23 protein-coding genes are annotated in these 22,185 nt (G+C 73.4%); 11 read left to right on the top strand and 12 right to left on the bottom strand.

The window, feature by feature from the left end; genetic code table 11:
* Window positions 1-94: 94 nt before the first annotated feature.
* The gene (locus OHA84_RS20960) at window positions 95-841 is read left to right on the top strand and encodes a class I SAM-dependent methyltransferase (protein ID WP_053681193.1); all 747 of its coding nucleotides are present in this window, start codon (window positions 95-97) and stop codon (window positions 839-841) included.
* A gap of 28 nt (window positions 842-869) precedes the next feature.
* On the opposite strand, the gene OHA84_RS20955 is transcribed toward OHA84_RS20960, so the two are convergent.
* The gene (locus OHA84_RS20955; protein WP_078999235.1) at window positions 870-2,591 is read right to left on the bottom strand and encodes a FadD3 family acyl-CoA ligase; all 1,722 of its coding nucleotides are present in this window, start codon (window positions 2,589-2,591) and stop codon (window positions 870-872) included.
* A 93-nt stretch (window positions 2,592-2,684) separates the two neighbouring features.
* Between OHA84_RS20955 and OHA84_RS20950 the strand changes: the two genes are divergently transcribed.
* The 3 genes from OHA84_RS20950 to OHA84_RS20940 all read left to right on the top strand — a co-directional run bounded on the left by OHA84_RS20950 (window position 2,685) and on the right by OHA84_RS20940 (window position 5,148).
* Window positions 2,685-3,836, top strand: a complete 1,152-nt coding sequence (locus OHA84_RS20950; protein ID WP_053681191.1) for a lipid-transfer protein — start codon at window positions 2,685-2,687, stop codon at window positions 3,834-3,836.
* 119 nt (window positions 3,837-3,955) lie between these two features.
* Window positions 3,956-4,375 (top strand): Zn-ribbon domain-containing OB-fold protein, encoded by a 420-nt coding sequence (locus OHA84_RS20945; RefSeq protein ID WP_053681240.1) that lies wholly within the window; start codon window positions 3,956-3,958, stop codon window positions 4,373-4,375.
* The gene (locus OHA84_RS20940; protein ID WP_053681188.1) at window positions 4,372-5,148 is read left to right on the top strand and encodes an enoyl-CoA hydratase/isomerase family protein; all 777 of its coding nucleotides are present in this window, start codon (window positions 4,372-4,374) and stop codon (window positions 5,146-5,148) included. The genes OHA84_RS20945 and OHA84_RS20940 overlap by 4 nt, the downstream gene beginning before the upstream one ends.
* Window positions 5,149-5,244: 96 nt before the next feature.
* Here OHA84_RS20940 and OHA84_RS20935 read toward each other — a convergent pair whose 3' ends face one another.
* Window positions 5,245-5,862, bottom strand: coding sequence for a hypothetical protein (locus OHA84_RS20935; protein WP_266970280.1), 618 nt, complete (start codon window positions 5,860-5,862; stop codon window positions 5,245-5,247).
* 277 nt (window positions 5,863-6,139) lie between these two features.
* Here OHA84_RS20935 and OHA84_RS20930 point away from each other — a divergent pair, with 277 nt between their 5' ends.
* Window positions 6,140-6,583 carry an SRPBCC domain-containing protein gene (locus OHA84_RS20930; protein ID WP_266949084.1) on the top strand — a complete coding sequence of 148 codons (444 nt, stop codon included), beginning with the start codon at window positions 6,140-6,142 and terminating at the stop codon, window positions 6,581-6,583.
* Between the two features lie 151 nt (window positions 6,584-6,734).
* Complete coding sequence (locus OHA84_RS20925; protein ID WP_266970282.1) at window positions 6,735-7,436, top strand: hypothetical protein; 702 nt, start codon at window positions 6,735-6,737, stop codon at window positions 7,434-7,436.
* A 27-nt stretch (window positions 7,437-7,463) separates the two neighbouring features.
* Here OHA84_RS20925 and OHA84_RS20920 read toward each other — a convergent pair whose 3' ends face one another.
* Window positions 7,464-7,967, bottom strand: a complete 504-nt coding sequence (locus tag OHA84_RS20920) for a MarR family winged helix-turn-helix transcriptional regulator (protein WP_053681180.1) — start codon at window positions 7,965-7,967, stop codon at window positions 7,464-7,466.
* Between the two features lie 101 nt (window positions 7,968-8,068).
* Here OHA84_RS20920 and OHA84_RS20915 point away from each other — a divergent pair, with 101 nt between their 5' ends.
* A complete protein-coding gene (locus tag OHA84_RS20915) occupies window positions 8,069-8,911 on the top strand; it encodes an NAD(P)H-binding protein (RefSeq protein ID WP_053681178.1) in 843 nt (280 codons plus the stop codon).
* 104 nt (window positions 8,912-9,015) lie between these two features.
* Here the strand turns inward: OHA84_RS20915 and OHA84_RS20910 are convergent, their stop codons facing one another.
* The 3 genes from OHA84_RS20910 to OHA84_RS20900 all read right to left on the bottom strand — a co-directional run bounded on the left by OHA84_RS20910 (window position 9,016) and on the right by OHA84_RS20900 (window position 13,035).
* Window positions 9,016-9,510 carry a peptidylprolyl isomerase gene (locus OHA84_RS20910; RefSeq protein WP_053681176.1) on the bottom strand — a complete coding sequence of 165 codons (495 nt, stop codon included), beginning with the start codon at window positions 9,508-9,510 and terminating at the stop codon, window positions 9,016-9,018.
* A 56-nt stretch (window positions 9,511-9,566) separates the two neighbouring features.
* Window positions 9,567-11,999: a PQQ-binding-like beta-propeller repeat protein gene (locus OHA84_RS20905; RefSeq protein WP_199826593.1), complete on the bottom strand. Its 2,433-nt coding sequence runs from the start codon at window positions 11,997-11,999 to the stop codon at window positions 9,567-9,569.
* A gap of 223 nt (window positions 12,000-12,222) precedes the next feature.
* Window positions 12,223-13,035 (bottom strand): VOC family protein, encoded by an 813-nt coding sequence (locus OHA84_RS20900; RefSeq protein ID WP_053681172.1) that lies wholly within the window; start codon window positions 13,033-13,035, stop codon window positions 12,223-12,225.
* Window positions 13,036-13,453: 418 nt separating this feature from the next.
* Between OHA84_RS20900 and OHA84_RS20895 the strand changes: the two genes are divergently transcribed.
* Window positions 13,454-14,101: a TetR family transcriptional regulator gene (locus OHA84_RS20895; protein WP_053681170.1), complete on the top strand. Its 648-nt coding sequence runs from the start codon at window positions 13,454-13,456 to the stop codon at window positions 14,099-14,101.
* A 195-nt stretch (window positions 14,102-14,296) separates the two neighbouring features.
* Here OHA84_RS20895 and OHA84_RS20890 read toward each other — a convergent pair whose 3' ends face one another.
* The 3 genes from OHA84_RS20890 to OHA84_RS20880 all read right to left on the bottom strand — a co-directional run bounded on the left by OHA84_RS20890 (window position 14,297) and on the right by OHA84_RS20880 (window position 16,387).
* Window positions 14,297-14,773, bottom strand: a complete 477-nt coding sequence (locus tag OHA84_RS20890; protein ID WP_053681168.1) for a nitroreductase family deazaflavin-dependent oxidoreductase — start codon at window positions 14,771-14,773, stop codon at window positions 14,297-14,299.
* Window positions 14,773-16,041 carry an acyl-CoA dehydrogenase family protein gene (locus OHA84_RS20885; RefSeq protein ID WP_266970286.1) on the bottom strand — a complete coding sequence of 423 codons (1,269 nt, stop codon included), beginning with the start codon at window positions 16,039-16,041 and terminating at the stop codon, window positions 14,773-14,775. The genes OHA84_RS20890 and OHA84_RS20885 overlap by 1 nt, the downstream gene beginning before the upstream one ends.
* A gap of 103 nt (window positions 16,042-16,144) precedes the next feature.
* On the bottom strand, window positions 16,145-16,387 hold the full coding sequence (locus tag OHA84_RS20880; protein ID WP_053681163.1) for a hypothetical protein: 243 nt from the start codon (window positions 16,385-16,387) through the stop codon (window positions 16,145-16,147).
* Between the two features lie 135 nt (window positions 16,388-16,522).
* Between OHA84_RS20880 and OHA84_RS20875 the strand changes: the two genes are divergently transcribed.
* The gene (locus OHA84_RS20875; protein WP_266970288.1) at window positions 16,523-17,728 is read left to right on the top strand and encodes an acetyl-CoA acetyltransferase; all 1,206 of its coding nucleotides are present in this window, start codon (window positions 16,523-16,525) and stop codon (window positions 17,726-17,728) included.
* Between the two features lie 4 nt (window positions 17,729-17,732).
* On the opposite strand, the gene OHA84_RS20870 is transcribed toward OHA84_RS20875, so the two are convergent.
* Window positions 17,733-18,263 (bottom strand): hypothetical protein, encoded by a 531-nt coding sequence (locus tag OHA84_RS20870; RefSeq protein WP_266970290.1) that lies wholly within the window; start codon window positions 18,261-18,263, stop codon window positions 17,733-17,735.
* A 105-nt stretch (window positions 18,264-18,368) separates the two neighbouring features.
* On the opposite strand from OHA84_RS20870, the gene OHA84_RS20865 reads away from it, so the two are divergent.
* Window positions 18,369-19,043 (top strand): pyridoxal 5'-phosphate synthase, encoded by a 675-nt coding sequence (locus OHA84_RS20865; RefSeq protein ID WP_266970292.1) that lies wholly within the window; start codon window positions 18,369-18,371, stop codon window positions 19,041-19,043.
* Window positions 19,044-19,801: 758 nt separating this feature from the next.
* Here the strand turns inward: OHA84_RS20865 and OHA84_RS20860 are convergent.
* Together OHA84_RS20860 and OHA84_RS20855 are read right to left on the bottom strand one after the other, a co-directional pair.
* Entirely contained in the window at window positions 19,802-20,296 is a 495-nt protein-coding gene (locus tag OHA84_RS20860; protein ID WP_266949069.1) for a Zn-ribbon domain-containing OB-fold protein, read from the bottom strand.
* Window positions 20,293-20,745: a DoxX family membrane protein gene (locus OHA84_RS20855; RefSeq protein ID WP_266970294.1), complete on the bottom strand. Its 453-nt coding sequence runs from the start codon at window positions 20,743-20,745 to the stop codon at window positions 20,293-20,295. The genes OHA84_RS20860 and OHA84_RS20855 overlap by 4 nt, the downstream gene beginning before the upstream one ends.
* Before the next feature lie 224 nt (window positions 20,746-20,969).
* Here OHA84_RS20855 and OHA84_RS20850 point away from each other — a divergent pair, with 224 nt between their 5' ends.
* The gene (locus OHA84_RS20850; RefSeq protein WP_266970296.1) at window positions 20,970-22,139 is read left to right on the top strand and encodes an NAD(P)/FAD-dependent oxidoreductase; all 1,170 of its coding nucleotides are present in this window, start codon (window positions 20,970-20,972) and stop codon (window positions 22,137-22,139) included.
* The last annotated feature ends 46 nt before the right edge of the window (window positions 22,140-22,185 follow it).

Raw genomic sequence — 22,185 nt, 5'->3', positions numbered from 1 at the left:
ACCGCGGCCGCCGCACGTGCGCGTCCGGACTCGTCGGGGCCACCCCGCGGGCGGGCGACGGCGGCCCGACGCCGTCGGTGATTAGGCTGAGGGCGTGTTCACCTCACAGGGACCAAGCCTTCGCGAACTGGCCGTACAGGCCCTCTCCTCCGTCGAGCGCGGCTACGACCTGCTCGCGCCCAAGTTCGACGGGACGCCCTTCCGGACCCCCGACCGGATCCTCGACTCCGTCGAGGAGACCCTGGCCCTGCACGAGGGATCCTTCGACGCCGGGCTGGACGTCTGCTGCGGCACCGGGGCGGGGCTGCCGATGCTGCGCCGGCTGTGCCGGGGCCGGGTGACGGGGGTCGACCTGAGCGCGGGCATGCTCGCGCAGGCGGCGCGGTCCCTCCCCGAGGGGGTCGATCTCCTCCGGGCGGACGTGCGGGCCCTGCCCGACACGCTCCGGGACACGTACGACCTCGCGGTCAGTTTCGGGGCGTTCGGGCACTTCCTGCCGGCCGAGCGGCCCGCCCTCTTCGCCGCCGTGCACGACGCGCTGCGTCCCGGCGGGGTGTTCGCCTTCCCCGTCGGGGCCCCGCTGCCGCCGAGTTCGCCGCTGTGGTGGGCGACGGCCGGCTTCGACGCGGCGATGCGGGTGCGCAACGCCGTGTGGCGGCCGCCGTTCGTCATGTACTACCGCACCTTCCCCTGGGGTCCGGTCCGTGCGGACCTCCGCGCGGCGGGCTTCACCGTGGAGACGACCCCGCTGGAACACTTCGGGTACCGCCCCGACGGCGCCCCCCGCTGGCGCCTCGCGCTGGCCCGACGGTCGGCCGGCCGACCGTCGGCCTCCGGCTGATCACCGGCCGGGGGCACCGGCGGTCTTCTCAGGCGGGGCGCGCGCGCAGTCGCGTCTTGAGTACCTTGCCGCTCGCGTTGCGCGGCAGGTCCGTGACGAACTCCACCTCTCTCGGCACCTTGTAGTTGGCCATCTCCCGCCGGGACCAGGCGATCAGGTCGTCGGAGGTGAGGGTGGAGCCGGGGCGGCGGACCGCGTAAGCCTTGCCCACCTCGCCGAGGCGCGGGTCCGGGACGCCGACCACCGCGACGTCGGCGATGTCCGGGTGCAGGCCGAGGAGCTGCTCGATCTCGGCGGGGTAGGCGTTGAAGCCGCCGACGATGAACATGTCCTTGATCCGGTCGGTGATGCGCAGGTTCCCCGACCGGTCGAGCACCCCCACGTCACCGGTGCGCAGCCAGCCCTCGGGGGTGATGGCGCGGCCCGTCTCCACCGGGTCCTCGAAGTAGCCCCGCATGACGTGGTGGCCGCGGACCCACACCTCGCCGGCTGCCCCGACCGGTCGGGGCAGCCCGTCGGGGCCGGCGACGCGCACCTCGGTGTCGGGGATGGCCCGGCCGGAGGTGGCGGCGATGACCTCGGCCGGGTCGCCCCGCCGGCACATGGTGACGATGCCGCCGGCCTCGGAGAGCCCGTACGCGGTGAGGACGACCCCGATGCGCAGCTCTCCCCGCAGCCGTTCGACGAGCCGCAGCGGGACCACGGCGGCGCCCGTGACGACCAGGCGCAGGGCGGACAGGTCGTGGTGGTCGCGTTGGGGGTGGTCGAGGAGGGATTGGTGGAGGGTGGGCGGGCCGGGGAGCACGGAGATCCGTTCGGCGGCGACGTTGGCCAGGACGGTGTCGATGTTGAAGACGGACTGGGGCACCATCGTGGCCCCGCGCATCAGGCAGGCGATGATCCCGGCCTTGTAGCCGAAGGTGTGGAAGAAGGGGTTCACGATCAGGTAGCGGTCGCCCTCGCGCAGCCCGGCGAGTTCGCTCCACACCTCGTAGCAGCGCAGGGTCTGGGCGTGGGTGATGACGGCGCCCTTGGGGCTGCCGGTGGTGCCCGAGGTGAAGATGATGTCGGAGGGGGCGTCGGGCGCGATGGCGTCGGCGCGTTCGCGGACGACGGAGGCGGGCACACGGTCTCCGCCCGCCAGGAAGTCCTTCCAGGTGCGGAAGGACTCGGGGGCATCGTCGGCGAGGACGACGACCTGTTCCAGGTGCGGCAGCCCGGGCAGCGGGCCCGTGCCGGCGCCCTCGGCGGTGGCGCGGCGCAGGGAGGCCACGTAGGAGGTGCCGAGGAAGGTGCCGGTGATGAAGAGGAGTCGGGCGCGGCTGCGCCGGAGTACGTACGCGGCCTCGGCGCCCTTGAAGCGGGTGTTGAGGGGGACGAGGACGGCACCGGCCGAGACGGCTCCGAGCGCGGAGACGATCCAGTCGAGGGTGTTGGGCGCCCAGACGGCGACCCGGTCGCCCGGTTCGACGCCGGCGGCGACGCAGGCCGCCGCGGCGCGTTCGACCCGCTCTCCCAGCTGGGCGTAGCTGACGCGGACGCGGCCGTCGACGACGGCCTCGTGGTCGGCGTGGCGGGCGGCGGCGGCGCGCACCAGGCCGGGGATGCTGCGCCAGCGCAGGTCGCCGCGGGGGTCCTCGTTCCCGCCGGCGCCGGAAGGGCCGTCGTTGGCGTTGCCCCGCGTGGTGCCTCGCCCGGTGGTTCGCGCGTCGCCCCGCGTGGTGTCGTCGTCGCGCCGGTGTTCGCCCATCGTGCGCCCTCCCCGATGCCCAGTAGCTGACTATCCGTCAGATTAGCTGTAGCCTTCGCGGCTGTCAGTACTGGTGCAGCCCCGGAGGTGGCGATGGCGGCAACGCTCAAGGACGCTACGGCAATAGTCGGCATCGGCCAGACCCCCTTTGCCAAACGACTGCCGGGCTCCGAGAAGGAACTGGCCTGCCGGGCCATCCTCGCGGCGCTCGCGGACGCGGGCATCGACCCCGGCGAGGTGGACGCGTTCGCCTCGTACACGATGGAGGAGACCGACGAGGTGGAGGTGGCCAAGGCCATCGGCGCCGGCGACGTCACCTTCTTCTCCAAGGTCGGCTACGGAGGCGGCGGTTCCTGCGCCACGGTCGGCCATCTCGCCGCCGCGGTGGCCACCGGCCAGGCCTCCGTCGGTGTCGCCTGGCGCTCGCGCAAACGCGGCTCCGGCCCGCGCCCGTGGAAGAACACCGCCGTGCAACTGCCCACGCCCGGCCAGTGGACCCGCCCCTTCGGACTGCTGCGCCCGGCCGATGAGATAGCCATGCTGGCCCGGCGCTACATGCACGAGTACGGGGCCACCCGCGATCACCTGTTCAACGTCGCGATGGCCTGCCGCAACCGGGCCAACGAGAACCCCGCCGCGATGATGTACGAGCGCCCGCTGACCCGCGAGATGTACATGACCTCCCGCATGATCAGCGACCCGCTCTGCCTCTTCGACAACTGCCTGGAGACCGACGGGGCGCTCGCCTGCGTGATCGTCTCCGCCGAACGGGCCCGCGATTGCCGCCAGAGACCCGTCTACGTGCACTCCGTCGCCCAGGGCCTGCCCGCCCAGCACCACGGAATGGTCAACTACTGGAACGACGACCCGCTCTCCGGCCCCGCCTGGACGGCCGCCCGGCACCTGTGGAAGCAGGCCGACTTCGGCCCCGAGGACGTGCACGTCGCCCAGATCTACGACGCCTTCACCCCGCTGATCCCGCTCTCCCTGGAGGGCTACGGCTTCTGCGGGCGCGGCGAGGGAGCCGCGTTCACCGAGGGCGGGGCGCTGGAGATGGGCGGCCGGCTCCCGATCAACACCGGGGGCGGCGGACTGAGCGAGGCCTACGTCCACGGCTTCAACCTGATCAACGAGGGCGTGAAGCAACTGCGCGGCGTCTCCACCGCCCAGGTGCCGGACGCCGCGACCTGCCTGGTGACGGCGGGCGAGGGTGTCCCGACGTCCGCGATCCTGCTGAGGAGCTGATCCCCGTGACCGCCGCCGTGACCCCTTCCGCGACGCCCCCCGCCGCGTCGACCCCGCCCGCGACGCCTGCCTCCGCCTCGGCTCCGGGCGCGGTCGTTCCCGGTACCGACGCGCTCCTCCTGCCCGTGCCGGACGAGGACGGCGCCCCCTTCTGGGAGTACGCCGCCCGGGGCGAACTGCGCGTCCAGGCCTGCTCCGACTGCGGCAGACTCCGCTTCCCGCCGCGCCCGTGCTGCCCGCACTGCCGGTCCTTCGCCTCCGAGTGGCGGCCGACCAACGGCCGGGGCCGCATCTGGTCCTACGTCCGGCCGCACCCGCCCCTGCTGCCCGCCTACGCCGCGCAGGCCCCGTACAACGTGATCCTCGTCGAGCTCGCCGACGCCCCGCACATCCGACTGGCCGGCAACCTCGTGACCTCGGCCGACGCCCCACTGGACTCGGTGGACCCGGCCCGGCTGCGGATCGGGGCGCGGGTCCAGGTCGTGTTCACCGAGACCGGCGGGATCGCCGTGCCGCGCTGGGTCCTGGAGAAGTCGTGACCGTGCGGGTGGAGCGGGACAAGGCGACCGGGGTCGCGGTCGTCACCCTGGACCGGGAGCACCGGCACAACGCCGTCGACCTGGCCACGGCCGCCGAACTGACGTCCACATGGCGGGAGTTCCGCTTCGACGAGGACGTGCGGGCGGTGGTGCTCACGGGCGCGGGCGGTGCGGCCTTCTGTACCGGCGTCGACCGGTCCGTGGAGGTGCCGCAGCCCGCGTCCCCGTACGCGATGGACGATCCGCTGATCGCCATCGGCCCCAAGGCGGCCGACCTGTGGAAGCCGGTGGTCGCCGCCGTCAACGGCATGGCGTGCGGCGGGGCGTTCTACCTGCTGGGCGAGTCGGAGTTCATCGTCTCCTCGTCGACGGCGACGTACTTCGACCCGCACACCAGCTACGGGATGGTCAGCGCCTACGAGGCCGTGTACATGGCACAGCGCATGCCCTTCGGCGAGGTCGCCCGGATGTCGCTGATGGGCACCGCCGAACGGCTCTCCGCGCGGCGGGCGTACGAGATCGGCCTCGTCTCGGAGGTCACCGCCCCCGAGGAACTGCTGCCGGCGGCGCTTCGGTCGGCCGAGATCCTGGCCGGCCATCCGACGGAGGCGGTACAGGGCACCGTGCGCGCGCTCTGGTCGGCGAAACGGGCCGCGCTGCACCAGGCCCTGGACCAGGCGCCGGCGCTGATCACCCTGGGCAACCTGCCGCCGGAGCGACAGGCGGCCCTGTTCACCGACCGGCGATCGGCACCGCGACCGCGGGTGCGCTGACCGCGCGGCGGCGACCGGTCACCGGCCCGACGGACGGCGTGCCGGCGGGCGGTCACGGCGGGGCCGGTCGCGGCGGCCGGGTGCGGTGGCCCAGGCTCAGCGGTTGGACCGCGGCTTCGGCTTGGTCGTGGTCTTGGGCCTGCTCGTGGACGTGGACCCCGAGGTGCCGCCGGAGCCCCTGCTCGGGGTCGACGACGGGCGGGCGGTCGAGGACGAGACGGTCTCGACCCGCCCGACCACGCACCGCAGGACGTCGGCGACACGGTCCGGGAACGTCATCGGCACGTCCACGGCGCGGCTCTCGCCGGCTTTCAGCCGCACCTCGGCGGAGCCGGAGTCGACCCGCCCGTTCGCGCCCTCGAAGACCACGGACACCGAGAAGGTGCCCTCGACACCCGACACGGAAGTGACCTTGAGCGTGGCCTCGGGCCGGCCCGGAGCGGCGCAGGTGACGAGTTCCGCGCGGGCGCCGGCGGCGGTCGGGGTGGGCGAGGACGTCGAGTTCCCGCTGCCGCTTCCACCGCTGCTGCTGCTGTTGCTGTTGCTCCCGCTGTAGGACTTCTTCTTGGAGCCGCTCTTGGAGCTGGAGCAGCCTCCTCCACCGCTCTTGCTCTTGCTCTTGCCGCTCGACCCGCCGTGCGAGGAGAAACCGGTGAGCGCGAGCACCACCCCCACGAGGACGGCGATGAACCTGACACGACGTCCAGCCACCATGGCCTGACCCCTCCCCTGGGCAACGGCGCGTCACGCTACCAGCCGTGCGGGCCGGTGGGCGGGGTCGAAGCGACGGGCCGGCCGGACGTATCGGCATTCGTCCACCCATGACCGGAACAATTGATTCCGCTCTCTCCGCCGCTGGCGAAGATCCCCGGGCCGCCGGCCACGGCGGACGGAATCCGTGGTTCCATCCCGACGACCGAACCCGGTGGCGGAACCGCACACCCCCGCGTCCCTTCGGTGCACACCGACCACCACGAGGAGCACCGCACCAGTGCGCACCATCTCCACCACCATCACCATCGACGCGACACCGGAAGAGGTCTGGGCGACGCTGTCCGACCTGCCCCGCCACTGCACGTGGAACCCGTACATCCGCGAGGCTTACGGCGAGCCGGTCCCGGGCGGGCGACTGACCCTGCGGACGTACCCGGAGGCCGGCGACCCGGTCACCCTGCGACCGAGGGTCGTGGCGGCCCGGCCCGCCGCCGAACTGCGCTGGGTCCGCCGGACCCTCGTCCCCGGCCTCCTCGACACCGAGCACTTCTTCCACCTGGCCGAGGGTCCGGGCCGCACCACCCGGCTGGAGCACGGCGAACGCGTCCGCGGGCTGCTGGCCCCCTTCCTCGGCAGGCTCCTGACGAGGAACGCCCGGGACTTCGAGGCGATGAACGAGGCCCTGCGCGCCCGCGTCGAAGCCGCGCCCACCACCCCCTGAGCCGCCCCACCCGTCGGGCGCCCCGCCGGCGCCCAACCCTCCCCCGCCCCCGCCCCCGCCCGCCCCGTCCGGCGTGCGGGGTCGGGGGACGGGGGCGTAGCGTCGGGATCACGACCGCTCGATCAGGACCGCTACCTCGGAGGGCCGGGCATTGATCCGCAACGTACTCGGCTCCCTGCTGGGCCTGATCGGGGCGGCGGTCGCCGTGTGGAGCCCCTTCCGCGTCTGGTACGAGGGCCGGCACGGGCGCGACTACCGCCTCGCGGACCTCTTCTCGTCGGCCGGCGTGACCGACGCCAGGGGCGCGTTGCTCGCCTCGTTCGTGATGCCGTTCGTCCTCGCCGCGCTCCTCACCCTCACCGCGATCCTGCTGCGCTCACGGCTTCTGATGGCCCTGGCGGGCGTGGTCGTCATCGGCTTCGCCGTGCTGTGGATGGTCCGCCAGGGGCAGGCCGCGGGCAGCCTCTCGGTCGGCGGTGACGGCGGGGGCCTCGGCGACGGGGTCGCCAACGCCTTCGGGGGCGGCGCGCTGCTCATCCTCGCGGCGTTCGTGATGCGCGGCCGCCCCGCGCGCCGCCGGCCGCGGGACCTCCCCGCCACGGACGCCCCGTACCCGCCGAACACCTCGTACCCGCAGGGCGACCCGTACCCCCCGCCCGCCTCCCACCCGCAGGGCGACCCGTACCCGCAGGGCGGGTCGTACCCTCCGGACGCCTCGTACCCGCCGGCCCCCGACCGGCCGCAGGGGTCGTATCCCCCGGGCTCGGACACCGCGTACCCGCCGCCCTCGGGGCCGGCCGACCCGGCGACCGAGCCGTGGCACCGGCCGCCCCCGACGCGGGAGCAGCCGTAGTCCGTCGGTTCGGCGCGTCGGGTCGGGTCAGTGCGGTGCGTCGGCCGCCGGGCCGCGTTGGCGCAGGTCGTCCAGGGAGTCGACGTACTTGAGCATGAGGCGGGCGAAGTCCAGGCGTTCGCCTTCCGGCCAGTCGGCGGTGATGTACTCGAAGGCCGAGCGCTGGTGGCGACGGAAGCGTTCCATGAGTTCGCGCCCGGCCGGGCTGAGGTGGAGCACGCTGCGGCGGCCGTCCTGCTGGGAGGCGCCGCGGACCAGGTAGCCCGCCTTGATGTTGTCGGTGACCATCCGGCTCGCGACCGAGGGATCCACCGCGAGGAGTTCGGCGACCCCTCCGACGGTGATCTCCTGCTCCGGGTCCCGGGTGGCCTCCATGACGTGGTTGAGCACCAGCGTGCGGCTGAGGTCCTTCGCCGAGATGGGGTTCTCGACCTCCAGCAGTGAGGTGCGGCGCAGCTTGGAGAAGGCCGGGCCCACGGCGTCCAACAGCTCGTCGGCCGTCTTCGGCTCGTTCGGCTCGTTCGTCGTCATGTGCCGCATCGTACATTCATGGCATCGACCACATACGTGTTGACGTGAAATTACGTGCGTGCAAGCATGCATATGTACGCAACCATGAATGGAGACCTCCCATGACCGTCCTCGTCACCGGAGCCCGCGGCAGGATCGGGCGGGCGGTCGTCGACCGCCTCCACGCGGCCGGCACCGCCGTCCGCGCCGCCAGCGCCCGACCCGCCGAACTGGCCGTCCCGGCCGGCGTCGACACCGTCGAACTGGCCCTGAATCGCCCCGAGACCTTCGCCGCCGCACTCGCCGGCATCCGCCGCGTGTTCCTCTACCCCGAGCCCGACGGCATCCACGACCTGGTCGAGGCGGCCGGATCCGCCGGGGTGGAGCACGTCGTCCTGCTGTCCTCCGCCTCGGTCCTCGCGCCCGACGCCGACACCGATCCGCTCGCCTCGCACAGCCTTCGGGTCGAACGCGCCCTGGCGGACGCCCCGTTCACCGTGACGCTGCTGCGCCCGGACGCCTTCGCCGGCAACGCGCTGGGCTGGGCGTACCCCATCGGCCGGCGGCAGCCCGTCCGGCTCGCCCACCCCGACGCCGCCCTCGCCCCCATCCACCCCGACGACATCGCCGACATCGCGGTCCGCGCCCTCACCGGCGACGACCTCGCCGGTCGCGCGATCACCCTGACCGGGCCCCGGTCGCTGACGTTCCGCGAGCAGCTCGCCGTCCTCTCCGACGTCCTCGGCCGGGACATCCCCGTGGAGGAGATCACCCGCGCGGAGGCCGAGCGGGAGATGGGCCGATACATGCCGGCCCCCGTGGTCGCCTCCCTGCTCGACCTGTGGGCCGCCGCCACCGTCACCCCGGTCGCCCTCGCCGACACCACCGAGACCCTGCTCGGCACCCCCGCCCGCACCTTCGCCCGGTGGGCCCGCGAGAACGCCGCCGCCTTCACCGACCACTGACCACCCCACCAACCCACCGGCGGGGGTAAAGGGCCGGACATGGCGGCGGCCCCGGTCCCCCCGAAGGGGGCGGGGCCGTCCGGCGCGAACGCGGGTGGGTCAGATCACTTCTCGACGACGCCCGAGGCGGCGATCTCGATCTTGGCGCGGGTGGCGCCCGACTGGGAACCGAGGGACTCGATCTTCTGGACCAGGTCCGAACCCTCGACGACCTCGCCGAAGACGACGTGCTTGCCGTCGAGCCACGGGGTGACGACGGTGGTGATGAAGAACTGCGAGCCGTTGGTGTTGCGGCCGGCGTTCGCCATCGACAGCAGGAACGGGCGGTCGTGCTTCAGGTCGAAGTTCTCGTCGGCGAACTTCTCGCCGTAGATGCTCTTGCCGCCCGTGCCGTTCTGGTTGGTGAAGTCACCACCCTGCAGCATGAACTGGGGGATGACGCGGTGGAACGGCGAACCCGCGTAGCCGAAGCCGTGCTGGCCGGTGGCCAGCTCGCGGAAGTTCTGCGCCGTCTTCGGAACGACCTCGTCGAAGAGGTTGAAGACGATGCGGCCGGCGGCCTCGCCGTTGATGTTGATGTCGAAGTAAACGTTGCTCATGGGGTCCATCCTGTCACTCCCGGTGCGGTACGCGAATCGGCGGGGCCGCGGCGCCGTCACGTGCCGGTACGGGTACCCGTGCCCTTCGCCGCGTCCAGGGCGTACACGCAGCGGTCCTTGCTGCACGCGTAGACCACCCCCGCCTCCGCCACCGGAGCCCCGGTGATCTCCCCGCCCGTCGCCAGCTTCCAGCGGAGCTGACCGCCCGCCGCGTCGAGGGTGTAGAGGCAGTGGTCCGCCGAGCCGAAGTGCACCCGGCCGTCCGCGACCGCCGGCAGGCCGGTGATCTCGCCGCCCGCCGCGAACCGCCACTTCGGGGTGCCGGTGACCGCGTCGAGCGTGTACAGGGCGCTGCCCGACCCCAGGTGGACGTTGCCGTTGGCCACGACCACCGGGTCCGCCGACTGCCGGGGCTCGGTGGCGATGCGCCAGCGGTCCTTGCCGGTGACCGCGTCGAGGGCGTACACGGTGCCCAGGTAGTCGACGAGGTAGACCCCGCCGCCGGTCACGGCCGCGCCCGGCGCGAACGCCGGGGCCGCCAGGAACACCGCCGGGGCCTCGAAGTGCCAGCGGACCCGGCCGGAGGCCCGGTCCACGGACAGCACGCGGGTGCCGGCGGCGACGTAGACGTTGCCGTCGGGGGCCGGCGTGACGCGTACGGGGACGTTGCCGCACGCGGCGGCGTCTCCGACGGGATACGACCAGGCCTCCAGGCCGCTGCGGGCGTCCAGGGCGCGCAGCCGGGCGTCCTGCCACACGTAGACGGTGCCCTCGTGCAGGACGGGAGCCGCCTCGGGCGTCTCGAAGTCGGACTGGGCGCCGGTCAGCTCCCACAGCTTCTGACCGTTGGAGGCCTCCCAGCCCTGCACGCCGCCACCGCGGGTGGCGGTGATGACGGTGCCCCGGTCGGCGCGCAGGGCGTACACCCAGGCATCGGTGGCCAGCCGCCACCGCTCGGAGCCGTCGGAGGAGTCCAGCGCGTACAGGGAGGGCCCGTCGGAGGCGTGGATACGGCCGTCGGAGACGGCCATCGACCAGGCGACGTCGCGGGTCTTGAACTGCCTGCGGCCACTGCCGACGTCCAGGGCGTGCACCTCGAAGGAGGTGACGTACAGCAGATCGCCCGCGACGGTCGGGGTGCCCCAGACCTCGTTGGACATGCGGAAGCGCCACGGGCGCCAGCGGCCGCTGTCCGGGGACGGGCCGGGGCTCGGGACGGCGGGCGCGCCGGTCACGGCCGGCACGGCCTCCACCGCCGAGGCGGTGCCCCCGCCGGGCGGCCGGATCCAGCCGGTCGCCGTGTCGGCCACCATCGCGGAGGACGCGGCGGCCGTGGCACGCGGCCCGGGCCCGATCGGCACCGGCGAGGCGCCGAGCCGCACGGGATCGCCGGAGGGCACCAGGCCCGGCTGCGGCGGGTGGTGCGGGCGCGGCGGGGCGGCCTGGCCGGTCCGCGGGTCCGCCCAGGGGTCGGCGCCGCGCTGGCGGCGGTGCGTGGAGGGGCCGGAGGCCGGCCCCTGGCCGCCCCCGGAGGCGGGCCGGCCCGGCGCGGGGCGACCGGGTGCGGAACGCCCGGACGGGACGGCCGCCGTGCGCAGGCCCGCGCGGCGGGCCTCGATCATCGCGACGGCGCGCCCCGGGAGCCACGCCGAGGCGGTACCGCTGTCGTCGTCGCCGTCGAAGAGGTGCGGGGCCAGTTGCGCCTGGAGGTCGGCGGGACTGGGGCGCCGACCGGCCTCCATCTGCATGCAGGACTCGATGAGGGGCCGCAGCTCGTCGGGGAGCCCTTCGAGGTTGGGACCCTCGCGCAGCAGCATGAACACCGTCTCGACGGGGTTCGCGCCGTGGTAGGGCGGGTGACCGGTCGCGGCGAAGACCAGCGTGGAGCCGAGCGAGAACACGTCGCTGGCGCCCTTGACGCTGCGGGAGTCCTTGGCCTGCTCCGGCGACATGTAGGCGGGGGTGCCCACGGCGACGTTCGTCATGGTCAGGCGGGTGTTGGAGACCCCGCTGGCGATGCCGAAGTCGATGACGCGCGGGCCGTCCTCGACGACGAGCACGTTCGACGGCTTCAGGTCGCGGTGGACGAGTCCGGCGCCGTGGATGGACTGCAGGGCCTCGGCGATGCCCGCCGCGAGCCACCGCACGGCCTGGGCGGGCATGGGCCCGCACTCGTTGACGATCTCCTCCAGCGAGGGCGCCGGAACGTACGCGGTGGCCAGCCAGGGCACCGCCGCCCGCGGGTCGGCGTCGACGACGGCGGCGGTGTAGAAGCCGGAGACGGCGCGCGCCGCCTCCACCTCGCGGGTGAAGCGCACCCGGAACAACTGGTCCTCGGCGAGTTCGGTCCGCACCGTCTTGATCGCGACCCGACGTCCGGACGCCGACCGCGCGAGATAGACCAGCCCCATGCCGCCGGCGCCGAGCCGTCCCAGCACCTCGAAGGGGCCGATCCGTCTCGGGTCGTGCTGCGTCAGCTGCTCCACCACTCGCCTCCACACCTCCCCGTACGGGCCCACGCCGGACCCGCTTCCACCAGCACGCACAACGGCACGGCGGTCGATTCCGCGCAGGGCCTGCCGTGCGGGTCCCACATGCGGGTCCCGCGTACGGGGGTTCGCCCCACCGCACCCGTGCAGCGTCTCACCCCGGCGGTGCCGGACGTCGCGCAAGACTCGATTCTGTCAGGCCCGCGCCGGGTCCGGCCCCGGGTCAGGCGTGGCTTTCGGGAGCGGCTTTGGTCCGGGGCTCCGAGAGCAGGCCGAAGACGGCCCCCTGGTTGTCCGCGACGACGGCGATCCGACCGTACGGCGTGTCGAAGGGATCGGCGGTGACCCGGCCACCGAGACGCTGCACGGTGGCGACGGTCTGGTCGCAGTCGGGGACGGCGAAGTAGACGAGGAAGTGAGCGGGCATGATCTCCGGGAAGGCGGCGGTGATCAGGCTGCGCCCCAGCACGGCGGTCTCGGATCCGGCCCGGTTGCCGGGCGGGGACCAGACGCGGTACTCGATGCCGGTCTCCGGGTCGTCCTGATCCTCGGCGACGTAGCCGAAGACCCTGTCGTAGAAGACGTCCACGGCGTCGCGGGCCCGGGTGTAGACCTCCGACCAGCAGTAGCTGTAGGGCTGTTGCTGCGCTTCGAAGCCGTGGTGGGTGCCGGGCTGCCACAGCCCGAAGACGGCCCCGCCCGGGTCGGCCGCCATGGCGGCGGTGCCGTACGGGCCGACGGGCTGGGGGTCCATCACCATCTGGCCGCCGGCGGCCCGGATGCGGGCGGCGCAGGCGTAGGCGTCGGAGGTGTACAGGTAGACGCCCCAGACGGTGGGCATCCGGCCGTCGGGCTTGGGGGCGAGGGCGGCCACGTTGTGGCCCCGGGCGTAGGCCTGCGTGTAGTGGCCGTACTGGGCGCCCGCACTGTCGCCGAAGGACCATCCGAAGAGCTCACCGTAGAAGCGCTTGCCCGCCTCGACGTCCGGAAGCGAGGCGTCCACCCAGCAGGGGGAGCCTTCCGCGAATGCGGCCATCAGCCCGGTTCCTTCCGTTGTGCGGGGGTGTGTACCCTCCGTACCTCCCAGCCATGATGTGTCCGAAAACTTGTCCACAGCCTGTTGACAAGACTATTCGGGGGATACGTCACGATACGCACGGGGTCCCGGATGCGGGCCTGGGCGGGCCCCGAACACGGGCGGGGGCGGGTCGCGAGCGGGGGCGGGGGCGGGTCGCGAGCGGGGGCGGGGCACGGGCGGGGCACGGCAGTGACGCCGGTGGTGCGCGCCGGCCGGAAACCGCCGGCTCGAACCTTCGCCCGCGGGGCGCGGAACCCGCCCCTCGGGCCCGGTCGGGGAGCCGACCCGCAGCTGCTCCCGTGCAGGCCGGCGGCCTCGTAACCCCATTTGCAGGCGGCCGAATAGCGCCCCGATCACCCCTCGGTAAGCTGACGGCATGACAGGACAAGTACGCACCGTCGACGGGCGTGTCGCCGGCCGGCGCGGCCAGGCGACGCGGCAGAAGCTGCTCGACTGCCTCAGCGAGATGCTCAGCTCCTCGCCGTACCGCGACGTCAAGGTGATCGACGTCGCCCGCAAGGCCGGAACCTCCCCCGCGACCTTCTACCAGTATTTCCCGGACGTCGAGGGCGCCGTCCTGGAGATCGCCGAACAAATGGCCACGGAGGGCGCGCAGTTGACGGCGCTCGTCGAAGGTCGCAACTGGGTCGGCAAGGCCGGCTGGGCGGCGGCCGAGGAACTCGTCGAAGGGTTCCTGGAGTTCTGGCGACGCAACGACGCGATCCTCCGGGTCGTCGACCTCGGCGCGGCCGAGGGCGACAAGCGGTTCTACAAGATCCGCATGAAGATCCTGAACTCCGTCACGAACTCCCTCACGGAGTCGATGAAGGAACTCCAGGCCAAGGGCAAGGTCGACAAGGACCTCAGCCCGGCGGCGATGGCCGGTTCGCTGGTCGCGATGCTGGCCGCGGTCGCCTCGCACCAGAAGGGCTTCCAGACCTGGGGAGTCAAGCAGGCCGAGCTCAAGCCGAACCTGGCGCTGCTCGTCCACCTCGGCATCACCGGCAAGAAGCCGACCAAGTAGCGGCGGACCCCGGGCCCCCGCCAGGGGTCCTGGTCCGCCGCCCGGGCCCGCTCCCGCAGCCCCCACCACCCGCCGGTCCCCGCCGGCGCCCACCCCCGACCCCGTCGGTTCACCCCCGGCTTCGCGCCGGGCCCCCGGCTTCGCGCCGGCGCTCCACCGGCTTCCCGCCGTGCTTCACCCGGACCTCCGCCGCGATCAGCGACGCTCCAGGCGGAACAGCCGGATCTCGCGCTCGATGCGCGCCTGGTACGTCGCGTACGGCGGCCAGAACCTCAGCGCCGCCTGCCACGCCGCCGCACGTTCCTCGCCCTGCAACAGCCGGGCCCGTACGGCGATGTCCCGACCGCGCCAACTCACGTCCGCGTCCGGGTGTTTGAGCAGGTTCCCGGTCCAGGCGGGATGTCCCGGGCGGCCGAAGTTGGAGCCGATCAGCAGCCAGCTCGCGCCGTCGTCCTCCGGCATGCAGGCGAGCGGTGTGGTGCGCGGCAGGCCGGACCTGGCTCCCTTGGCGGTGAGGATCACGCCGGGCAGCATCTGCGCGCTCAGGATGACCTTGCCGCGGGTCAGCCTGTGCACGGCCTTGTCCATGGCCGGGATGACGTGTGGTGCGATCTTGGCGAACAGCATGGTCGAGGAGACCTTCTGCATCAGCCTGACGCCGACGGGAGCCATCAGACGGCCATCCTCTCCGTGGTCGTGGTCGTGGTCGTGGACGTGTTCGCGGTCGTCGACGTGTTCGTGTTCGTGTTCGCGGTCGTGGACGGGACGGCGGACGGGACAGGCGGGCCGAACAGGCCCGCCCGCCGGGCGGCGTGTGCCCGCAGCCGGTGCACCGGGCCGAAGAGCAGCTCGTCGGCCGCGGCCCGCTTGAAGTAGAGGTGCGCGTCGTGTTCCCAGGTGAATCCGATGCCGCCGTGCAGTTGGATCGCCTCGCCCGAGGTGATCCGCAGCGCCTCCAGCGCCTGCGCGAGGGCAAGGCCCCCCTGTTCGGGGTCCCAGGCGGCGTAGTAGGCGGCGGAGCGGGCCGCCTGCACCTGTACGTAGAGGTCCGCGAGGCGGTGTTTGACCGCCTGGAAGGACCCGATGGCGCGGCCGAACTGTTCGCGCTGCCGTACGTGGTCCACGGTGCGGGCCAGCGCCTGATCCGCCGCACCCACCGCCTCGGCGGCCAGCACCCCGGCCGCGGTGCGCCCGGTGGCGGCGAGGGCCGCCGGTACGTCCCCCTGCCCGTCCCCGAGCAATTCGGCCGGTACGTCGCGCAGTTGGATCCGGCCCTGGGCCCTGGTCTCGTCCAGGGTGGACTGCCGGGCCCGTACGAGTCCGGGCGCGTCCTCCCGTACGAGGAACAGCAAGGTCCGGCTGCGGGCGAAGCCGCCGGTGTGCGCGGCGACCAGGAGCAGCCCGGCGCTGTGGCCGTCCAGCACCTGGGGGACCTCCCCGTACAGCCGCCAGCCGTCCTCCCCCGACGTGGCCTGCACCCCACCGGCGCGCCCGCCGCCGGCCCACTCCCCCGGCACGTTGTCGCCGGTCAGCGCGAGGGCCGTGGCCAGGGCGGGCCCGGGTACGGCGAGCGCGGCCGTCAACCCGCCGGCGGCGAGCGGGGGCAGCAGCGCGGCGCGCTGGGCCTCCGTCCCGAGGGCGGTGATCAGCGGCGCGGCGAGTACGGCGGTGGCGAGCAGCGGCGAGGGCAGCAGGACCCGGCCGGTCTCCTCGCAGGCGAGGGCGAGGTCGGCCGGGGCGCAGCCGACGCCGCCGTACTCCTCGGTGATGGCGATGCCCGGCAGGCCGAGTTGCCGGGCGAGCTGTCGCCACAGTTCACGGTCGTGTCCGGCGGTGGTGCGGACGGCGGCCCTGACCTCGTCCGGTCCGCAGCGTTTGCCCAGGATTTCGCGCAGGGTGCGGCGCATCTCGTGCTGCTCCGCGGTGAAGGCGGCATCCATCGTCGGGCTCCTCCCCGTATCTGACGGGCCGTCATGTTAGGGCGGCGGGAGCCAGATGCACAGGGGGCGGGCGAGGGGGGTTCGACGACCCGCGACGGGGCGGTCAGCGGCGACCCCGCCCGCCGAGGAGTTCGGCGACCGCGAGGAGTGCGCAGCCCAGGCAGGCCATGACGACGCCGCCGAGGATCTCGTGACCGTCGGGGACGAGGAACCGCAGGAAGCCCAGGAAGCGGATGAAGCCGAACCACTCGTGCAGCAGGGAGCTGACGCCGCCGACGAGCAGGACACCGCCGAGCAGGGCCGCCACCGCCTTGAGCGGGTGGTCGGCGGAAGGCGAGGAGGTCATGGGGCGACCGTACGAGCCGGGGCACGGCGCCCGCGTCGAACTTCCGGTGCGAACGGTCGCGACGAAAGAGAACAGTCGAGCCAACCCCCTTACCCCCACTAGCGTCTGACGCAGCGTCAGATATACCGTCGCCCCATGCCTGGACTGTCTGGACCGCCCCGAACCCCCACCGCCCCCACGCCGCGCCGCCGGGTCGCGGTCGCCGGCGTCGCCCTCTCGGACTGCGGCCGGGTGGACGGCCCCACCCCCTACGCCCTGCACGCGCAGGCCGCCCGCCGGGCCCTCGCCGACTCCGGACTCGACCGGTCCGTCATCGACGGCTTCGCCTCCGCCGGCCTCGGCACCCTGGCCCCGATCGAGGTCGCCGAGTACCTGGGACTGCGCCCCACCTGGGTGGACTCCACCTCGGTCGGCGGCTCGACCTGGGAGGTGATGGCCGCCCACGCGGCCGACGCCATCGCCGCCGGCCACGCCCGGGCCGTCCTGCTGGTCTACGGATCCACCGCCCGCGCCGACATCAAGGCCCGCAGGCGCACCGCGAACCTCTCCTTCGGCGCACGCGGACCCCTCCAGTTCGAGGTCCCGTACGGACACACGCTCGTCGCCAAGTACGCGATGGCCGCCCGCCGCCACATGCACGAGTACGGCACGACCCTGGAACAGCTCGCGTCGGTGGCCGTACAGGCCCGGTCGAACGCCGCCACCAACCCGGACGCGATGTTCCGCACCCCGCTCACCGTGGACGAGGTCCTCTCCTCCGACATGATCGCGGACCCGTTCACCAAACTGCACTGCTGCATCCGCTCCGACGGCGGCTGCGCGGTCCTGCTGGTCGCCGAGGACCTCGTACCGGACACCGCCAAGGCCCCGGTCTGGATCCTGGGCGCCGGTGCCTCGGTCTCCCACACCACCATGTCGGAATGGGAGGACTTCACCGTCTCCCCGGCCGCCGTCTCCGGCCGCCAGGCCTTCGAGCGCGCCGGACTGACCCCGGCGGACGTCGATCTCGCCGAGATCTACGACGCTTTCACGTACATGACCCTCGTGACCCTGGAGGACCTCGGCTTCTGCGCGAAGGGCGAGGGCGGAGCGTTCGTCGAGAAGGGCCGACTGCTGCGCGACGGGGAACTCCCCGTCAACACCGACGGCGGCGGACTGTCGGCCTGCCACCCCGGCATGCGCGGCCTCTTCCTGCTGGTCGAGGCCGTACGCCAACTCCGCGGCGAGGCCGGCGCCGGCCAGGTCACCAAGGCGGGCGGCCGGCTCCCCGAGGTGGCCCTCGCCTCGGGCACGGGCGGCTGGTTCTGCTCCTCGGGGACGGTCATCCTGGGCCGGGGTTGAGACCTCAGTACTGCCAGCGCGGCTGCTTGCCGTCCTGCCGGCAGTGGATGAGCCGGCCGTTGCCCGCGTGGGTGGACCGCCCCACGTCGACCTTGCGGCAGAACTGACCGGCGTTGTAGCAGTTCCCCGCGTTGGAGACGATCTCGCAGTCCGCCGCCGCGGGCTCCGGCGGCGCCTTCGTCGGGGCCTTCGTCGGGGCCTTGCTCGGAACCCTCGTCGGCGCCTTGGCCGGGGCCTTCGTCGGCACCTCGACCGCGGACCCGGTCGGCGCCTTCGCGTCGGGCGTCCCGGCGGCCGGGGTCGCCTTGGGCAGCACCACCCGGGTGGGCGTCGGGGTCACCGCCGCCGACGACGAAGCCGCGGTCGGCGCGGCCGTCGGCGGCGCGGAGGTCGGCGCCACCGGAGCCGTCGACCGGATCACCGACGGCGAACCGGCCGGCCCACCCGTCTCGGCCGGCCCGCACGCCACGGCCACCCCGGCCACCAGCACCGCCACCAGCGCCCGTCTGACGCCCCTGCCCTTGATTCCGCGCATGCCCAACCCCCACCGGTATCCGTCCGAAACAGACGCATCATATGAACGGCAGTTCGCCCGCGTGAGGACAATCCCCTCATTGGTGCGATGGTGTTCGATGGCGTCATGACCAGTGAGACGAGCGACGCCGACTTCCACGCCACCCTCCACTCCCTGCGCGTGTGGGACACCCGGCTGCCCGGCTTCGACCCGGACACGGCACCGACCGACCCGCTCCCCCTCTTCCGGGAGTGGCTCGTCGACGCCGCCAAGGCCGGACAGCTCGAACCGCACACGATGACCCTGGCCACGGTCGACGCCGAAGGGCGCCCCGACGTACGCACGCTGATGCTGCACGACGCCGACGAGCGCGGCTGGCACTTCGCCTCGCACGCCACCAGCGAGAAGGGGCGACAACTCGCGGCCCGACCCGAAGCCGCCCTCGGCTTCTACTGGCCCGCGGTCGGCCGGCAGATCCGCCTCCGCGGCCGGGTCACGGCGTGCGGACCCGAGGAAAGCCGAGCGGACCTCGCGGTCAGGTCCCGCGGCGCGCTCGCCGCCGCCCTGACAGGACACCAGAGCGAGGTCCTGCCCTCCCTCGCGGACCTGGCCGAGGCCTCGGCGGCGGCGTGGGAGCGCGCGGGAGCCGAGCCGGACGCGGTGGCACCGACGTGGACGCGGTACGTGCTCGACGCGACGGAAGCCGAGTTCTTCCAGGGCGACGCGGCCCGCCGCCACACCCGCCTCCACTACCGCCGCACCCCCGCCGGCCCCTGGACCCGAACCCTCCTCTGGCCCTGACGGACCCGCCGCGCGCCGCGAACGGCGGCGACGCCATTGCACGAAGCGGACCCGGTTCCGCCGGGCTTCACGGGGCTCCACCCCGCGCCTCAAACGCCGGCGAGGCTGGATGGACCGGCCCGCACCGGGAGGGCGGTCCCGCACCCCGCGCCTCAAACGCCGGCGGGGCTGAATGGGCCGAACCGCACCGGGAGCAGGCGGCGAGGCCGGTGCGTCAGCCCACGCCACCCTCGCGCGAAGCGCCCCCGACTCCGCCGCGCGTCACGGGGCTCCGCCCCGCGCCTCAAACGCCGGCGAGGCTGAATTAGCCGGACCGGACCGGGAGGGTGGGCCCGCACCCCGCGCCTCAAACGCCGGCGGGGATGGATTGGGCGGCCCGGACCGGGAGGGTGGCCGTACCGGAAGGGGCCCGGAGCGGCGGCTCGTCTCACTCCACCGGGGTCGGACTGTCCGGTCGGGGGCGGGGACGGGGTGGGGTGTCGGCCGGGACGTAGAAGTGAGATTTGTGGCGCGCAACCCCCGCCCAACAGACGGAGCCTGGCCAGGGCGCCTAAATCACACAGTCCCGGACGACACCCCACCCCGGCACCGACCACGACCCCCCGCCCAACCCCCACCCCCCAGCCCCGCCGGCGCTTGAGGCGCCCGGCGCAGCCGGGACCGGCAGCAACCAACCGCAACACGGCAAGACGGCAAGACGGCAAGACGGCAACGCGGCAACCACCACCGCCCGGCAACGGCAACGGCAACGACCAGGGCTACGCCACCCCGAACACCGGCACCCACACCCCCTCCGCCGCCTCGCGGAACGCCACCTCCAGCGGCATCCCGACCCGCAACCCGGCCCCGGAGGACCCGCCCCCGGAGGACCCGGCCCCGGAGACCACACCCCCGTCCCCGAAGGACCCGCCCCCGGACGACCCGCCCCCGGAAGCCGGCACGAGCTCCGTCATCAGCCGCGGCCCCTCCTCCAGGTCCACGACCGCCGCCACGTACGGCACCCGCTCCCCGAACGGCGGCAGGTCGTTGCGGTGGATCACCGACCACGTGTACAGCACGGCCCGCCCCCCGGCCTGCTCCCACGTCACGCGCTCCTCGCCCGCCCAGCAGTACGGGCAGAACTCGCGCGGGTAGTGGTGGGCGCGCCCGCAGTCCGCGCAGCGGCGGAGGAGGAGTCGGCCTTGCGCCGCCGCGTCCCAGTACGGGCGGGTGAAGTCGTCGACCTCGGGCAGGTCGTACCGGACGGTGTTCACAGGAAGAGTCCCATCGCCGCGTCGAGTGACCAGACCTGCCAGCCCATCGCGAACAGTGCGACGATCGAGATGAGCGCCATCATCGCGTTCTGTCCCTGCTCGGCCCAGTCGTGGATCATCAGCACGAGGTAGAGCAGGTTCAGCAGCAGTCCGCCGACCAGCGCCACGGGCGTCAGGAGGCCGAGCACCAGGCCGAGTCCGAGGGCGAGTTCGGCGTACACGACCACGTACGCCACGAGTTTCGGCCTCGGCCGGACGACCGTGTCGAAGCCGCCCTTGACGAAGCCCCAGCGGTGCTTGCGGGCGACGTCGGCGGCCCAGGCGATGCCGGTGCCGCGTTCGAACCAGCCCTTCTTGTCCTTGTGCCGCCAGCTCTCCAGCCACCACAGGCCGAGGCCTATCCGGAGCACGGCTGTCCATTCGGCCCCGCTGAGCCAGATGGTCTGCATCGGCGTCCTCCACCCCTCTCGCAATCTGACGGTACGTCAGTTGAGCGGATCCACACCGATCCCGCAAGGCCCCGCGCATCGAACCGCGAGGCCCCGCGCACCGAGCCGCGACACCCGGGGTCGAACCCCGACGGTCGCCCCCACGGCACCCCGTGATCGATCCGCAATCGATTCCCTCCTCGTCCGAGACCCACCAACTCTGTGTGTCGATACGATCACTCTTCATGCCCGAAGCTCCCGACATGACCACCCAGCCCCGCCCGACGTACGTGATCGGCGCCGGTCCCGGCGGCCTCGCCGTCGCCGCCGCCCTGCGCACCCGCGGGGTCCGCGCCGTGGTCGTCGAGAAGTCCGACGCCGTCGGCTCCTCCTGGCGCCGCCACTACGACCGGCTCCACCTGCACACGACGCGACGGCTCTCCGCGCTGCCCGGCCTGGCCGTGCCGCGTCGTTTCGGACGTTGGGTCGCGCGCGACGACGTGGTGCGCTACCTGGAGAAGTACGCCGAGTTCCACGAGCTGGAGCTGGTCACCGGGGTCGAGGTGACACGGATCGAGCGGGCCGCGGACGATTCCGGCTGGACCCTGCACGCCAGTGGCGGCCGGGAGTTGGCGGCCGGTGCCGTGATCGTGGCGACCGGGTTCAACCACACCCCCCGGCTGCCCAAGTGGCCGGGCCGTGAGGCGTACGGCAAGGAACTGCTGCACGCCGCCGACTACCGGGCCGCCGCCCCGTACGCGGACCGCGACGTACTGGTCGTCGGCGTCGGCAACACCGGCGCCGAGATAGCCGTGGACCTCGCCGAGGGCGGCGCCGCGCGGGTGCGGCTCGCCGTGCGCACCGCCCCGCACATCGTGCGCCGCTCCACCGCGGGCTGGCCGGCCCAACGCACCGGGATCCTGGTGCGCCGGCTGCCCGTGTGGCTGGTGGACCGGCTGTCCGCGCTGGTGGCGAGGGCCTCCGTCCCGGACCTGTCGGCGTACGGGCTGCCCCGCCCCGCCACCGGCCTGTACAGCAGGGTCAGGCAGGGGGCGATCCCGATCCAGGACGTCGGGCTGATCGACGCCGTCCGGTCCGGCCGGGTCGAACCGGTCGCCGCCGTGGACGCCCTCGACGGCGACGAAGTGGTACTGGCGGACGGTACGCGGATCAGCCCGGACGTCGTGATCGCGGCGACCGGCTACCGGCGGGCCCTGGAGGGGTTGGTCGGTCACCTCGACGTACTGGACGACCGGGGACGGCCGCGGGTACACGGCGGCCGCACTCCCGCGCACGCGCCCGATCTGTACTTCACCGGTTTCACCAACCCCATCAGCGGCATGCTCCGCGAGCTGGCACTGGACGCCCGGAAGATCGCCAAGGCGGTGGCCCGGAAGGACCGCACCCGCCCCTGAGGCCGGGCCCCGCACCGCCCCCGCACCACCCCGCCCGAAGCCTCGC

The organism is Streptomyces sp. NBC_00513, assembly GCF_041431415.1.
GTDB lineage: Bacteria > Actinomycetota > Actinomycetes > Streptomycetales > Streptomycetaceae > Streptomyces.
This window is presented reverse-complemented; position numbering and strand designations above follow the sequence as displayed.